This window comes from Pedobacter sp. AW31-3R (assembly GCF_052180285.1).
In the GTDB taxonomy this organism is placed as follows: Bacteria; Bacteroidota; Bacteroidia; order Sphingobacteriales; family Sphingobacteriaceae; genus Pedobacter.
Genome location: NZ_CP197475.1, coordinates 1,425,859 through 1,441,667, shown reverse-complemented (window position 1 = coordinate 1,441,667; position 15,809 = coordinate 1,425,859). Strand labels below are relative to the sequence as shown.

The following is a 15,809-nucleotide window of genomic DNA, read 5'->3' as shown; positions in this document are numbered from 1 at the left end:
TTACGTTTCTAAAGATTTAACAGTTATTCTTCCACCGGTCAAAACTGCCAGTACCTTAGGGAAAAACCTCTTCATGAGTGCATACAGACACAGGCATATCAACGTACAGGCGATTGGAATGGTAAAATAAACCAATAGTTTGCCCCAGCCCTGGTCGGGTAACCTTAGCTTAGCGAAGCCCCCTTTCAACCAATTTATAATGTACAACGCGTGTACAGCATAAAGAAAAAATACCGTAGATGATAATCTAAGTAACTGCGATTTCAGTTTTTTTGTCTGGGTCAGTATCGTTCCTAAACATAATGCAGCAAGAACCCCCGAAATAATAAAAGGACGAATCCAGTATTCGTGATCCGGTGTCGCATTCCAATAAGTCGCTATGCCTAAAAAAATTACCGCAGCGAGTAATTTTAAATATTTATACCTTAGTCCCAATGCCATTAAATCATATTTTTTGATTCCGAAAAATGTACCTGCCCCAAAAAAGAAAAATGCAGTCGTACTTAATCCCGGAATACCTGATTCCCACACCATTAAATAGCTGCCAGCCAGCAGGAACAGGCCTAATCCTTTGAGGTATTTAAACAGCAGATAAAAAACAGGACTAAGGATTACCATGCAAATCAAATCCCTGATATACCAGAAGGGATACAGGAGTGGTCCGCCCCAAAATATATCGTAATAGTGCCCCTCCTTAATCTCTGCATACATCTCATCCTCAACCGCACCCAGTTTTCCTAACATGGAGTTCTTTAACACCACCACTAAAACGTATAGCATAATCCATAGAAGATAGGGAAAAAGCAAGGTACTCCAGCGTTTGCTCAATTGACGGATGTAAATCCGGGCATTAAAAGTATGGAGCTTTAAAAAGAAAAAATAACCGGAAAACAGAAAAAAAGCGGGTACAGCGATCCTACCTATCAAATGAGAAATAAGCTCCGAGAAAAAAGTATACATACGGTGCGGATCCCATCCCAATTTAACAGGATACAATTCAGGTGGTATCACATGTACAAACACCACCAGTAGCATGAGCGGGAAACGAAGTAGTTCAATGGACTCAAATGTCGTCCTGTCCGTTAATTTTTTAAACATCTGATGTAATCTGGTTTAATATATGATCAACAAAGTCTAGATCTTTACTGCTGAATTTCCTTGCAAACAGGGCATCCGAATTCATTAAGGTTTCAAAATCCTTGTCTTCCCAGTCCACTAACTCATTATTCTGCCAGCAAACCATCCGCAGGGAACCAGGGCCATCATGTTGTGAATCAAAAACATTTTCACGGAATGGGGAATGCCAGCAAACGGTCTGCAGAAAAATCTCGTCTGCACAGAACGTACCTTGATAGTCCCTTATGATTTCCTCTTTTTTACTGAGTAAATGCAACACAAATTCCTGTGAAACACTTACCCAATTCAAACCCTTTTTAAACAAAATGTCACGGTGACGGCGGGTGCCAACAGTATATTGCATTCTTAAAAAGATAGAGCGCAATGCCTTTCTAAAGAAGTTTAAAATACCTGGGGCAGAACGATAATACTTGGGGTATAAATGATAATACTGTACCTTTTTATCGATTTCCGAACTTGCGTTCCCTGCATAAAAATCAATAAACTCCTTACCCTCATGGATAGCAAAGAATCTATGGATGAAATCCTGCGACTTTAAAGGCATATCTACACCCGACAGCAGATGGTAATACGCATAAGGACCCTGTTTCAACGATTCCTGAAATAAAAACAACTCAACTTCAATTTGTGAAACATCACCCCACCTCACATCGGCCCTATGGTCTGGAATATATAAATCTGCATAATCAGTCGTTATTGAAGGTACCTGTTCCACTTTTTTATCAAAATGAATATATATCGCATTACGTACATCATCCAGCGCTTTCACCAAACGCCTTAATATCTCAAATTCATGATGTGCAATAATCAGATAAGCATGTTTCATGATTCCCTCCTGTTTTTCAGCTGCCTGTATACATATTGCAGCGTATGAATTAAAAAACCACCTAACCAGGTACGGTACACTTTATACAGCAGGGACATCTTATGATCAACCCCTCCATAAGCTTTAATACCGTCAGGAAGCTGTTCATAATAAGACCACCATAAGTCAAACTTCACCGTAAAAGTATTCCAGGGTTTACTGCCAGTATAATGTACAGTACCCTGTTTCTGTACAGCCTGCCAATCCCCCTCTCTGTAATACTTCAGAAAATCCGGCTTGTATTGTGGTAAATAAAATGTCCGTATGCTATTGTAAAAAGGAGGAAGCCCTATAATACGTCCTTTGCATAGCTGATTAAGCACATCCTGATCAGGAAATTCCAGATACTCCTTCTTCGACGCAGTAATAAACAGCTGCACCATATGATCCGCTCTTAGCTGCTGTAGATTCATCAGGAGGAAGCCAGAGTTGAGGTAAGTACCCGGCGCACATCCAATAGCCTCCATATGGGCAACCTGGAAGTCCAGCGTTGCCTCATAAACCCCGGCTAAATAATGATTACCCAGATCAGCCTCTCTAAATAATTTTGCCAGATCATTACGTACCACTACATCACAATCAACATATATGACCTTATCATACTGAGGTAATAAATCGGGCAGCAGCAAACGATAAGAAGCCGCTATAGAATACTTCTCATCCACATAAATATCCCCCAGTTCTCCTTCGAGATTCAGGAATGAATAGCAAACGCGGTCTCCGCCAAGCAGACACAATTGCTCCTGCATTGCATTGGACAAAGGTTCCGCCAGCAGACAAATGATATGAAAACAATCGGCAGGACTGGCGTATTCCAAAACAGACGAGATACATACTGCAGCAGGAACAATATAGTTTGGCGTGAAAGCTATGACCAAAGGAGTCTTTTTATCCGTTTTGTTTATCATTTAATGTAGGCTTATCGATTCTATTTTAAAGCGGTTTTTATAATTCTTGCGGGGCATCCTGCCACAACGGTATGCGCTGCGACATCTTTTGTCACCACGCTATTGGCTCCGATTACTGCTCCCCTATGTATGTATACATTTGCACAGATCGTTACTTTATCGCCAATCCATACATTGTCCTCAATGACAATCCCACCCTTAGAGACCAGATTCCTTTCTGCCGGAGGAATTTCGAGTTCCTCTTCTCCGTTCCCCCCGTGAGCGTGATCAATAAGGGTAACCCACCTGCCTATTAAAACATTTTGACCTAATACAATGCTATTTGTACATGACATATTGAAGAATTCACCAATTGAACAACCATCTCCAATTTCTATCTTTGGCTGAAATTGCTGTCCCATATACTCATCCCAGGCAGACAGATTCCCCATCCTCCTGATAAAGACACGCTGCCCGATAGAAATGAATTTTGCGTTCCATAATCGCAAACCTCTTTCCAAATAGGAATTCCCTCCGAATGAAGCAAAACTATATTTTACCCAATGCGTATACAATATATTAAAAAATCTATCGGCCTTTTGAACGCTGCGATAAGAAATTAGCCTAAGTATATATTTGATGACTATCTTAATAAAATTCATTTTCAGTTATTAGAAGCTAAAACACCTGTATCCAATCCTGTACGCTTTAATTTTTCAAAAGTTTATGAGCTGAAAACCTCAAAAACATCAGGAATTTATCCCTGACAGAGAGCAGCTCACAATCTTTAATTGCATAAAACTTATAGAATGGTAAATATTTGATTACCTGGTTATAATAATCGTACCTGCATTTTGAATACAGCACCTGATGCTGCACCTGATCATAATGATAGTTATCTGATTTGCTTTCCGGTTTCGCATACCCCAAACCATTTAACCATTTGTACAGCAATGTTGTAGCTTTAAGTTTAGACGACAGATGTTTTATACTGCCAGACAAATGAATCGTTGATATACGAAACTGAAACAGCATTTCCGAAGTATTTGACACTCCATTTTCAGCCATCATGATCGTCGACGCAACGTCTGCACAATAGCCAAAAGGGAAATCAATGAACTTTTTGTCCCGCAAAACAGAAGCTTTAAATAGATAATTACCAATACAGGTAAAAGCTGTTCCATTCACCCAGTAATACAGAAACTGGTATTTATTACAGTACTCGGGCAAAATATTATCTATGCCAATCAGGTTATTTTGTTCATCGATTTGTTCCACCCCGGTTCTGATCAAATCCACCCCAGGGTATTTTCTTGCCAAGCCTAAACATTGTTCCAGAAAACCAGGCAGGTAAATATCATCATCAGCGGCTAAGACAATATATTCTCCGCTTGCATATTCAATACAGTGATTCCACTGCTCCACCAAACTCCGTCCGCCAATATTCTGCGCATTACGATAATACCTGATTCGTGTATCGTTAAAAGAATCAACAATCTCTTTCAGATGCTCCGGCGAAGCATCATCGACAATAATTAATTCAAAATCAGGATACGATTGATTCAATATACTATCAATAGCCTGATGAAAAAACTTTGCCTTGTAAGCTGGTAAAACAAATGATACGATACACATATTTAACAAATGGCGATTTGACTTTATAGGACCTTATTGATGCATTTCCCCTTCAGGGGAAGAATTTATGTTTTTAAATACCCTGAAGCTCAGTTAATTTCTTGAAATAGGCTGAATTCACTTTCAATTCTTCAAAACTGCCCTGAGCAGCAATTTTTCCTTTTTCCAACAAGAAAATATTATCGGCATGATGTATGGTTGAAAGCCGGTGTGCAATGGAGACGATGGTAATTTTTCCATGAAGCGATTCGATACTTTCTTTAATCTCCCTTTCCGTTTCAGAATCTAAAGCCGATGTAGCCTCATCCATAATTAAAATTTCAATATCCCGATAGAGTTCCCTGGCAATAGAAATCCGCTGTTTTTGCCCTCCGGATATATTAACCCCATTATTGCCCAATAACGTGTTTTCCTTTTCAGGCAGTCCGTCCAAAAACTTCTGCAAACTACACATCTGCATAATCCGGTGAAACTTCCTTAAATTATCAGCTGTCCTTTCATTCCAAAAGGTAACATTGTCAAATATATCCGCATTAAAGATGGAAGGCTCCTGAGCAATATACCCGACCTTACTCTTAAAATCGATGTTATTATAGGTTTTAATACTTTGACCATTTACTAAAAATGACCCCTTATCAAATGGCATCAAGGTGCATAACACATTGACCAGACTGGTTTTCCCTGAACCGGACTCTCCAACAAATGCTACAGACTGGTTTCTATGAATCTCAAGGTTGACATCACTGAGTGCCTCAAAATCGCCATAATATAAACTAAGATTTTCAAGGCGAATACTGTCAATAACCGGAAGCATTGCTGTTCCGCTAAAAACTTCCTTATGCTCATCCAAATATTTCTGGAAATCCATTACGTTTTCAATCGACCCTTTGTTCGTCAGATAATTATTCCAGTTCACCTGCAAATTTATAATCGTCTGCATGGCCCTGTAAAACAGAATTAAAATGATCATGACAGAAGAGAGCGATGACCTGAACACCAGTACATGGACCGCTATCACAATACTAATTACGATCATCATCATCGGTTCACGTAAAGCGGATAACTGTGCGTTGAGCTTAGCAACTTCTATATTGTTTCCGGTCAGTCTGCCTAGTTCATCATTCAAGCGGTTGATAAAAAACATACTTCTTCCAGTTGATTTAAGATACTTGTAATGATTAACCACCTCAATTACAATCGCCCCATATTTATGGTTATTCTTTGTGATATCTCTTGATAACTCCTCCGTGCGTCTGTAAAAATATTTGTAGGTGGTATTGGATAAATAACCACCTATAGTCACCAGAATTGAAAACCTCCAGTCCATTAAAAAAGCGAAAGACAGATAAATGAGCAGAAACATTCCATTTCTTATTGACTCCATATATTGACTACAGGCATAAACGACCTGCCATGATTCTCCTGTAAGTGAGTTTTGCATCTTACCTATATCCGTTCTGACAAACTCTTTATACATTAAATCACGAACACCAACACTTAAAAGCGTACGGATTTTCCTGGAAAAAATCTGCTGATTAATTCCAAGGTATTTTGTAGCATAATAGTAAAAAAAACCTTTTAAAATAAATAACAAAACGATGCTCAGCAGCATGGTTACAATGTTTGTATTCAAATGAAAAAAAGTAAAAAAACTCTTTACGATGCCGATGATTTTACTGGTATTGTCTGATGTGCCACTTATTTCCGTTCCATCAGCAATCTGGAGCAGAGGAATAAACATTGTCAGTCCGATACTATCCAACAGTACCATTAGAAAACTGAATCCCAACAATATAAACATCCTGAAACCAAGATACTGATAGAAGAAATAGAGTGTGTTAAATTTTCCCTTTAAAAAAGATTTCATTCTGAATCAATTAAATATTTCGCTTTACCTGTTATCGTATTTTATGCTTCTCAATAATTGTATCAGACCTGTATTATTTTCCGAACTCTGCTTTTAACGTTCTCCTTAATCCATCTTCAATCGAATGGGGTGGAACAAATCCGGAGTTCATTGCTTTAGAAGAATCAAACTGCGTGACCGCACAGAATTTTTTTACCCTCACTGAACTAATGGCCAATTTTTTACGGAGTCCCCAGGCCAGTACATCAAAACCATATCCACCCAGCATTCCCAAAGTATAGGGGATATGAATAGTAGGAATTTTCTTTCCAAGCACTTCTCCTGTATGGTAAACCAGGTCATTGGTCGTAAAATCCAGCTTATCCACATAATTGTACACCTCATAACCTTCAGTCCGCTCAAAGATCAGGAATTCGATAAAAGCAACGATATTACCAATATAAGACATTGACTTTTTATTATCACCTTTTCCAATCATTAAAAATTTTCCGGAAGCAATTTGCTTTAAAAGATTATAAACATTTCCACGATTACCTTCACCGAAAATAACCGTAGGACGAATAATATTGATATTCCAGTGTCCATGCAGTTTATACCATTCATGAAGGACCTGCTCAGCCTGCCATTTGCTCTTTCCGTAGTGGTTAAAAGGGTCTGCAGAAATTTCCTCATCCGGATTTACTTTGTTTAATCCATACACGGCTACCGAACTGGTAAAGACTATACGGCTCACCCCATTTTCTTCCATAGCTTCCAGGGTATTTTTCATCCCGCCTACATTCACATCATAATACAGCGAAACGGGCGTAACATCATCCCGGTGTTCAGCGGCAAGCAGTACCACCACATCTACCCCCTTCAGTAAAGTAGTCAGTTCAGCCTTGTCCAGCACATTGGCAATATGGGTAATCGCCTGGAAACTTTCACTCCTCTCTTTATCTATATTCAGAAGCCTAAGTCCGGCTTTTTGTTTCCATCTTTCCATTAACCGGGTTCCTACAAAACCAGAACCTCCAATGACAGCAATTTTCATAAGCATCAATATTTATCAGGCAATTAAGCCTCACTATAACTAATTTGAGTATTCTTGTTCAATGTAATGGCTGGTTCTGCCTTTTTACTGGTTTCTACTTTGTGGAACACCACATGGAAGAGGGTCCACAATACGGCATCTAAGGCCAGGACAATATTATTGCTGATAAATTGCACGCTCACAATATTAAACACACTAAAGAACAGCGCAATCAATAAAATATAGATCATTGTGAGGCGATGTGAAAACCCAAGATCCAGGAATTTATGATGAATATGGTTTCTATCGGGTTCAAAGAGGGATTTATGATTGCTGAAACGCACCCACATTACTCTTGCGACATCCATCACAGGAACCATCAGGGTAGTAAACGCAGCCACGATAGCCCCTTCAGAAAACGGCTTGATATCTTTATTGTTCATCGAAAAACTGATAGCCAAAAAGGCTATAGAAAAACCAAGGGTTAGACTTCCCGTGTCCCCCATAAAGATCCTGCGTCTTCTTTTCGATGCACCAAGTACATTGAAATAATAAAACGGAATCAGCATTCCGGCGGTTACAAAAGCAAAAATAGCATGCAGCCAGGCATTCTCGATGGCAAATAAGACACCCAGAATCAAACTACTCACCATAATCAGTCCGGAGCATAAACCATCGATGCCATCAATAAGGTTAACCGCATTGATAATCAGCATTACTCCAAAAACAGTCAATGGCATTCCTATCCAGGGTGGCAGATAAGTAATGAAAAACACCCCATACATATCATTTATCCAGAGGCCGGAAACCGGCAATAAAGTCGCTGTAAGCAACTGTGCTATAAATTTATACTTGTAACTCACCCCTATTAAATCATCTGCGATGCCCACCACAAATAAGGTAACCAGACCTGTTATAAGTAACAAAAACATAGGCAGTATTTCACCGGTATTCAGGTGCAGGTCATTTAAAAAATTGTATTTATGAAAGATGACCACCGCCAGGGTCATCAGGCAGCACTGAATTGGTGCAAAAGCGACACCTCCCAGTCTCGGTATAACATGCCCATGAGTTTTTCGGGCATTAACAGGATCAAAAAGCCTTTTTTTAAAACTGATCAGGTAAATGAAAGGTATAATAGACCTCCCCAGATAAAGTGCCAGTAGAAACGGAATCAGGATAATCAGAATTTTAACAGTAGCCATCTTAAATTAATTAAATTAAACAAAAAAAGAACTCTCCTATCTATACATAAATGTTATATTACAGCTTTAAAAAATGAGGTGACCTGCCCCAAATCAGCATCTTTCAGGAGCACCACCTTGTCTTTATCCAGTAAGAAAAGTGTAGGCGAGGCCCTGATCTCATAAAGTCCTTGATTAAGGATTTGCCTGTTTTTGTCCAGTCCGTTAGTCCATGTTGCAGGAATATGCGATTGATATGCTTTCCAAATATTCCGGTCGCCCATCGCATAAATCGCTAAGACATTAAGATTCCCTTTTTCCACCAGTTGCTGAAAACCCGGAGTAGTTTGTAGCTGAATCATGGCATCTTCACAATGGGGACAGCCGGGTTCATAAAAAAACAAAAGTGTAAAAGGCGCATTAATGTCATAAAGTGAACTTTTGTTTCCCCCTGGCAGTTGAAAATTGAAGTCAGGCGCAGGCGAACCAGCGCTATTCTTTTTCACCAGCGTAAGCAGCGAATGGTACCTGTGTCTATCAGTATCATTAAGCTGGCATGAATCCAGTAAGAATTCCAAAACCGGCTTATAATAGACATCACTGCGCATTGGCGAATTTGGATCATACAGATAATGATCATATTGCTTTGTAAAATAGCTCAAGCTGGCGGGGTAAACTTTGGCTTGTGAAAGCATGTGTTTCACAGCCCGTTTACTTATCGTATCAGGAAACTTCTTAAGTGCAGCAATAAAGTTAACGACTGCCTGTTCGCCAATCTCAGGATTATTTAAAGCAATGGTATCATTGAAATCGAAATCGTCCCAATAGTGAAAAAGTACATCTTTCGGAATTTTGCTGACAGTATTGGTACTGGCTTTACCTGCAGAAGATCCCGGAGCATGTACGGCGTCCGGCAGACAACCGAAAATGCCGCTAACAATGAAGGGGGACAACAAAAAATACTTAAAAAAATTAAATCTGTTCATCGCTGCATGGTTTATTTATTCGCATTAATTTCCCAGCCCCCTCATCAGCATCTCCTTCTCTCTAACTACATTTACATTACTTATCCGGCCTTTTAAAGGCAATATCGTTTTAGCAACCATTGAACTGATCGTGCTCGATGTCGTCCTGCCAAGAGCATGATTAACCGCAGCCCGTACCATAGACTCTTCCATATTTCCAAAATCCCGAAAAATATTATCCACTACATTTCTTTGATCTGCTCCTATTCCATCCCAGTAATCCGTTTCGCCACGCGCATTCACCAGTTTAAAAGAGGCTGCCCAAAGTGCCGCTTTACCCATAATTTCCTGTTTGAAAAAACCCACGGGCTTTCCATACGTACCCTCATGTTCAGCGATAATCACCACATTCATATAGGGACGGAGTACATTGATCAGCAGTTCAGCTGCAGAAGCAGTAACATCAGTCACCAAAAAATAAACTGTATTCAGATTCAGGTGGTTATTGCGCCTAAAGTATACATCATCAAAAGAATTGCCTCCCGCCTGCGGGTGTTGTTTCAGGTAGGCATTCAAAATAAACCTGAACATTAAGTTCCTGTTGCCTCCCTCGGTAATTACTTTGTTGGCGATATATTCAACTGTACGAATATCCCCTCCCGTGTTGTAACGCAGATCAACTATCAGGTCATTCACCTGTTGCTGCTCAAAACTATTGAACACCTGCTCCAGCCGGGAGCGGTTGATACTCCCTACAGACGCTTCTTCAAAAGAAGAAAGAGCGAGGTAAGCTATAGCCTTATCCGGATAGGAAAACACTTTATGGGTAATGACAGGATTAACCGCATAGCGATTAGAGGAGAGCTGAATGGTCGATTCAGCAGCATCAGCATGGCGAATCCTGATCCGCATACCAGGTTGTGCCATCGCCTTCAGCAACCTGGAAATCACAGTCTGATAAACGCTTTCCTCATCCACCTGGCAGCCAGCATCACTGCAAGTGACAGGAATGCCAAGATCCTGATTGTCATCAATGCTGAGCACCACATCAGATCGCCTGATACCCGCCAGGTCTGCCGGTGAGCCACCTTCTACAAAATATACCACCGGATAAGCTTTTTTCTCCCCTACAGCTCCTATGGATAAAAAAAGACCAAAACTTTGCTTTCCGCCATTTTCTGCATCTGCCAGATAGGAGAAGCGGTCTATACCGCCACGGTATAGCGCATGGAAAGGTGTCATTCCTTTCAGTGCATTTAATACAGCTGAAGGCGAATCGTAGGTATCGGTAAACGAAAACACACTGTCATCATCAAGTGCTGCGCTATCGGTCCATAGTGAATAACGTTTATAGTAATAGTATATGCTATCTTTGAGACGCTGATCGGCGGACCTTTCCGCTTGCTCAGCCACAACCGGCATTTCCTTTTTACAGGAGAGGATCAGCAGTAGAAGAATTGCAGGAGCCCAAGCCGTTTTATCATAAAAAAGGTATTTTATTATGTTGATGAGCTGTCCAATAAATAACAATAAAATACCTTTCATCCTAATTCTAGTCAATTTTAAGCTTACACCTCTTTTGAAACACAGTACTGAGGGCGGTTTATTGTGGACTTAAACCGCCCTGTTTTTTTCACCTTTTCAGGTAGGGGATTTAGTTCCGCACACAACGGACATTTTTAAAATTCGATTGGACAACGGCTGTACCAATAGCAGAGATATTGAGCAGGTTACCTATGACTTGCGATGTATTACTAGGCGGTATAATCGGTGGTGTATTGCGAACTCCTTCATAATTGATAGCAATTAAACCAACTAAACCAAGTACATCAAGACCATAGCTACTCGTCCATATTTGTGCACTATTTCCATAAGTAGAACCCAGACTAACATCAATAAGACCGCCTACTAATCCAAGACTAACACCCTGACCATTGAAATTAAACCGTAACCTGTTACCTTCGTAAGGAGCTACGGTTCCGGTTCCTGTATACTCTATATAACCAAGTCCGGTAACAGGATGAGTACCATAGGTATTTGGTAATGCACCAATAAAAAGTGCTCCGCCTACTAGTGTTCGGTAATCTGTCTCAGTAGCCTGACGCCATACACCCTGAGGATATACAAGCGCGCAAGGGTCCCCATTAATTCCATATTGTCTGGGAAGCGTTCCTTTGAAAGAAAAATAACTGTTTAAATTATTTGTATGCGCATAGGTAGGTTCAAAACGATATGGGTTATGTGTTGTTCCATCAGCGTAATACAGATTCGTTCTGGCCCATCTCACGCCCGCTATTGTGATAGGTGATTCGATCAGATTGACTTTTGCACGGTAACTATATCCCAGCAGCGGCGTCACACTAAAGGTAAATACGGAGGGGGTAGCAGCCAGTAAAGTGGTAAAAGACCTCGTTACCGTTGTTGAAGGCGGTTGCTTTACATCTACCACCAAGTTACTTAATGTTACAGTAAGTGAAGTGGCAGCCGGATCAGCAGTATAGATATAAACTTCCTTTGCGTCATTAAATCCGGTAGTCGCATTGGCAAAACTACTATAGCTAATGGTTTGGGAAGAACTTACCGGATCAGACAAAGTACCTGTTATGAGATTGATAGTTGCTGTTTTTGCATTTATTCCCGAAACGCTTACTGCCGCCGTATTGATATCTCCAAACATCCCCATGGTATTCAGCTCTACGGCAATCCGGGAAAATTTGTGCTTAAAGACAAGCCCCAATGGCGTATTCCCATCCGCCTGGTTTGCAGGTATAGTTACAGTTCCACTGATATATAAGATATCCCTTCCGCCCGGTAAAACTAAAGTTGGCGTAGTATGATTCGGATCTGGTACCACTTCCGTCGTATTATACGAAATTGCATAATAATTATAGCTATTTCCCTTGGCAGCATCTACCAGACCTATGGTTCCGGAAGTTAATACGGTTGAACTGACAAAGGTTCCGTCGGTTTTGTATAACAGCAAACGGTAACTCACATTCGTAGCCATCGGTGTTGCGGCCAGCAATCCATTTGCAGCAGTTTGTCCACCTGCAGTATTTCCAATGGAAACGTTTGATTGTTTCTGCACATCTCTTTCCACTGAAGTAACGGCATCAAATCCGGCAAACACTGTTGTTTTAGGAGCAGTAAGACCGCTTTGTCTGGCAACAGATCTGGTCGCTACACTGGCAGTCGGGTTCACGGTATTCACCAGATCTTCCGTAATGCCAAGAACCTGAATTTCCAGTTTATCGGTACCGTTTGAACCACCCCCAGGTGCTTCATTGTCTTTATCTTTCGAACAGCTGGAAAAAAACTGTGCGACACCTATAAGTAGAATAATCATAGCTATTCCAGAGGTATAGTTTTTGTAAAATAAATTCATATTCATCTTATTAATAACACGTTAACAACTCTTATAAATCTCCATTCTGCGGGCCAATTACCACACCGACCTGCCAATCTTCTACCTGAGGCTGATTTGGTGTCGCAGTATCTCCACCAGAAAATGTTACTGAAGCAGCCGCTATTCCTTGTTCAAGCTCTACAATCATCACTTTTATTGTAGGGGCTTCATATTTTACTTTTTTGTCGTTTTTCATCAGGGTAAATCTTTAAGTTTGAATTTTCTATTGAGCTATTGTAATTACCGCTCTGCTCAGGCGTGGATCATTGTAAAACATGTTGTTTACACCACCTTTGTGAGAGATCAGCAGCTGCCTGGCAGGTACACCGAACTCATTCACCAGCACTTGATAGATGGCTTCTGCACGTGCTTTGCTCAAACGTTGATTAAGCTTAGATGTACCCGTTCCCTTATCCGCATAACCGGTAAGCTTATACACCACGCCAGACTTATCTCCTTTAATTACATCGGCAAAATATCCCAGGTTCACCCGTGCTTCGTTGCTCACCACACTCTTATTTATAGGGAAAGTGATCAGAATTGGCGCAGCTAAGACCCGGTTTTGTAAATTGACATCGGTAATTGTCTGGTTCTTCGAATCATCCAGCAATTTCCTCAAAGCCTGATTATCTCTTTCAAGTGCAGACATCCTGTCGCGAAGGGCGGCCAGTGCAGTCTCATCATAACTGATCGTCGTCGTTTTTGGTTTTTCCCATCCACGTCTCCTGAACTTATAAGCAAGTCCTAAGGTTGTGGCCCATATGCCTTCTACTTTACTTTCCCCTACTTCTCCATCGAATCTGTCATTCACCATACTACCACGCATATCCAGAACCAGGTCCAGACCGGAGCTCAGACGGAAGGTATTATAAAAGCCAATGTTTAAACTCACCTCTCCTGCGGTGGGTTCATCTGAAGTCTCCATCCAACCTACGCCCAGATAGGGACTTAATGCGTAAAAGCGATCTTCTTTAAAACCACCTAAAACATTACTGACATTGAATAACACATCAATATTTGCCTGGTAATAATTAAATTGTTGTTTAGTCAGACTCCTGGAAGCATCATATACTACCCCGGTAGAATGGCTTCCGTTCTGGGTAAGGCCTACAATTTTAAACCCACCTACTGCCGCGCGTAGCGCAATACCTGGTGAAAACGATTTACCAAAGTAAAAATTAAATGCCGGGCTAAAGAGCTGTCCAATTTTCATTTGCCTGTTGTGATCACCAAAATATATCTGGGTACCAGCTCCGGCCCCGACAAACCAATTGTCCCAAAATCCATTGGTCACAACCGGGAATTTTCCGTTACTCTCCACAACAACCGTATCCCGTTTAATTTCCTGTCCGAAAGACGAAGTGGCAAAAAAAGGGAATAAAAGAAATCCCAAACAATTCCCTATTCGTCTGATTTGCTTTCTGTTTAAATCCATAGCATCTGTTTTAATTTGTACTTCCTCAAATTTGACCATCCAAGATCAATCTATTATTACTCATACATACTCAGATGTACTCATTGCTACTCAATTCTCCCCCATCAGCTTATGTTGTCATAAATGTTATTCCACAGGAGAATAGCAAGCCAAGCTGTAAAGGAATTTTTCACAAAATCTTTCTCCAGATTCTATTTGCAATTGACACTATAAAAAGGTTTCCAGGGCTGAATAAGCAGCAAAAGGCATTCAGCATAAAAAATTATTTAATGTTGGCGATCCAAACCATAAAATCAATTTCAGGAGTCAGTTTCATCTTTTTCCTTATTCTATGTTTCCGGTTATCAACAGATCTTATCGTACAATTCCTGTATAAAGCAATCTCTTTCGTAGAGAAAGTCAGTTTGGTATAAGCACAAATTTCGATTTCCGAATAAGTTAGCGGGACACAGGAATTTTGATTTAACAAGGCTGCAAACGAAGGGAAATATTCATGGAATTTTAGCATGAATGAAGGATCATCCATTTTCGCTAAATCGTTTAACTTGTTGATTTCAAAAATAGAGACTTCCCTTTCCCTATCAATAGGCAACCCTTTATACTGTACATCAGCAACCTGCACCTGTTTTTTGCGCCTTATTAAATTACTTATAATGAAATACAAAATCGTGCTGCCCTTAAGGATGAGATCTCCCGGTACCTGCTTTCCTGAAATTATGGTTTGTTTTTGCTCTTCCTGATTTTTAAGTTCATTTTTGGCCTGGCCAATATTTTTCAGATGAACTCTATCTAACCTACCCATCAAGCTAATGTGGTGTTGAACCTCCATCCCGCAGAGGGACAAAAAGAGTTTTCCAGCGTTTCAAGATTCTTAGCAAAGGAATTGACAGGCGAAATAAAGCAAGAGATGTAAAGTAGATTTTTTTTCATATTTATAAGTAATTCGTGTGTCGATTTTCTAATTCAAAAATATCTATAATCTGCTTTTATAGCGATGTGACAAAGACACATGTTGATGTTACATCTTACACCGTCTTTTTATCTTATATTTTATCCCAATAAAGGTGATTGAAAGCCTAAAGAAAGGGCATACATACCAGCAGGAAAGTTAAGTGGTCTGGAAATCTGCTACGCATTCAAATAAAATATCCCTGCGTATAGCGGATGAAAAAATAAAGCTTTAAGGAAATATTTTTCCATAAATACACTTGCATATTGAACGCATCTGACATATAAAAACAAGAAACTCTGGAAATCAGTACCATAGTCAAACAGCTAAAAAAAACAGCCATTATTAACTAAAAACAGATCAGAATCAATTGGGATACCGATAACACGAGGTTAAATGAGCTATTGCCAAAGAGGATCAGCTGCTGGGTCAGACTATGCTGAAACAGATGGATAAGATGTAAAATA

General features: G+C 40.2%; 14 protein-coding genes. All 14 read right to left on the bottom strand.

Features of this window, described 5'->3' with window-relative positions; genetic code table 11:
* Positions 1 to 1,098, bottom strand: coding sequence for an acyltransferase family protein (locus ACSBL2_RS06025; RefSeq protein WP_442590769.1), 1,098 nt, complete (start codon positions 1,096 to 1,098; stop codon positions 1 to 3).
* Positions 1,091 to 1,963: a beta-1,6-N-acetylglucosaminyltransferase gene (locus tag ACSBL2_RS06020; protein ID WP_442590768.1), complete on the bottom strand. Its 873-nt coding sequence runs from the start codon at positions 1,961 to 1,963 to the stop codon at positions 1,091 to 1,093. Before ACSBL2_RS06020 ends, ACSBL2_RS06025 begins: the two co-directional genes overlap by 8 nt.
* Positions 1,960 to 2,910: a glycosyltransferase family 8 protein gene (locus ACSBL2_RS06015; RefSeq protein WP_442590767.1), complete on the bottom strand. Its 951-nt coding sequence runs from the start codon at positions 2,908 to 2,910 to the stop codon at positions 1,960 to 1,962. Before ACSBL2_RS06015 ends, ACSBL2_RS06020 begins: the two co-directional genes overlap by 4 nt.
* A 20-nt stretch (positions 2,911 to 2,930) precedes the next feature.
* Positions 2,931 to 3,551, bottom strand: coding sequence for an acyltransferase (locus ACSBL2_RS06010; RefSeq protein WP_442590766.1), 621 nt, complete (start codon positions 3,549 to 3,551; stop codon positions 2,931 to 2,933).
* A 46-nt stretch (positions 3,552 to 3,597) separates the two neighbouring features.
* Positions 3,598 to 4,524, bottom strand: coding sequence for a glycosyltransferase family 2 protein (locus tag ACSBL2_RS06005; RefSeq protein ID WP_442590765.1), 927 nt, complete (start codon positions 4,522 to 4,524; stop codon positions 3,598 to 3,600).
* Positions 4,525 to 4,597: 73 nt separating this feature from the next.
* The gene (locus ACSBL2_RS06000) at positions 4,598 to 6,391 is read right to left on the bottom strand and encodes an ABC transporter ATP-binding protein (RefSeq protein WP_442590764.1); all 1,794 of its coding nucleotides are present in this window, start codon (positions 6,389 to 6,391) and stop codon (positions 4,598 to 4,600) included.
* A 73-nt stretch (positions 6,392 to 6,464) separates the two neighbouring features.
* Complete coding sequence (locus ACSBL2_RS05995; protein ID WP_442590763.1) at positions 6,465 to 7,424, bottom strand: NAD-dependent epimerase/dehydratase family protein; 960 nt, start codon at positions 7,422 to 7,424, stop codon at positions 6,465 to 6,467.
* A gap of 23 nt (positions 7,425 to 7,447) precedes the next feature.
* Positions 7,448 to 8,608: an MraY family glycosyltransferase gene (locus ACSBL2_RS05990; RefSeq protein WP_442590762.1), complete on the bottom strand. Its 1,161-nt coding sequence runs from the start codon at positions 8,606 to 8,608 to the stop codon at positions 7,448 to 7,450.
* Positions 8,609 to 8,661: 53 nt separating this feature from the next.
* On the bottom strand, positions 8,662 to 9,573 hold the full coding sequence (locus ACSBL2_RS05985; RefSeq protein ID WP_442590761.1) for a DUF5106 domain-containing protein: 912 nt from the start codon (positions 9,571 to 9,573) through the stop codon (positions 8,662 to 8,664).
* Between the two features lie 24 nt (positions 9,574 to 9,597).
* Positions 9,598 to 11,097, bottom strand: a complete 1,500-nt coding sequence (locus ACSBL2_RS05980) for a S41 family peptidase (protein WP_442590760.1) — start codon at positions 11,095 to 11,097, stop codon at positions 9,598 to 9,600.
* Between the two features lie 109 nt (positions 11,098 to 11,206).
* Entirely contained in the window at positions 11,207 to 12,937 is a 1,731-nt protein-coding gene (locus ACSBL2_RS05975; protein WP_442590759.1) for a hypothetical protein, read from the bottom strand.
* Positions 12,938 to 12,968: 31 nt separating this feature from the next.
* Positions 12,969 to 13,154 carry a hypothetical protein gene (locus tag ACSBL2_RS05970; RefSeq protein WP_442590758.1) on the bottom strand — a complete coding sequence of 62 codons (186 nt, stop codon included), beginning with the start codon at positions 13,152 to 13,154 and terminating at the stop codon, positions 12,969 to 12,971.
* Between the two features lie 27 nt (positions 13,155 to 13,181).
* A complete protein-coding gene (locus ACSBL2_RS05965; RefSeq protein ID WP_442590757.1) occupies positions 13,182 to 14,393 on the bottom strand; it encodes an OmpA family protein in 1,212 nt (403 codons plus the stop codon).
* A gap of 262 nt (positions 14,394 to 14,655) precedes the next feature.
* Positions 14,656 to 15,195, bottom strand: a complete 540-nt coding sequence (locus ACSBL2_RS05960; RefSeq protein WP_442590756.1) for a helix-turn-helix transcriptional regulator — start codon at positions 15,193 to 15,195, stop codon at positions 14,656 to 14,658.
* Between the last annotated feature and the right edge of the window lie 614 nt (positions 15,196 to 15,809).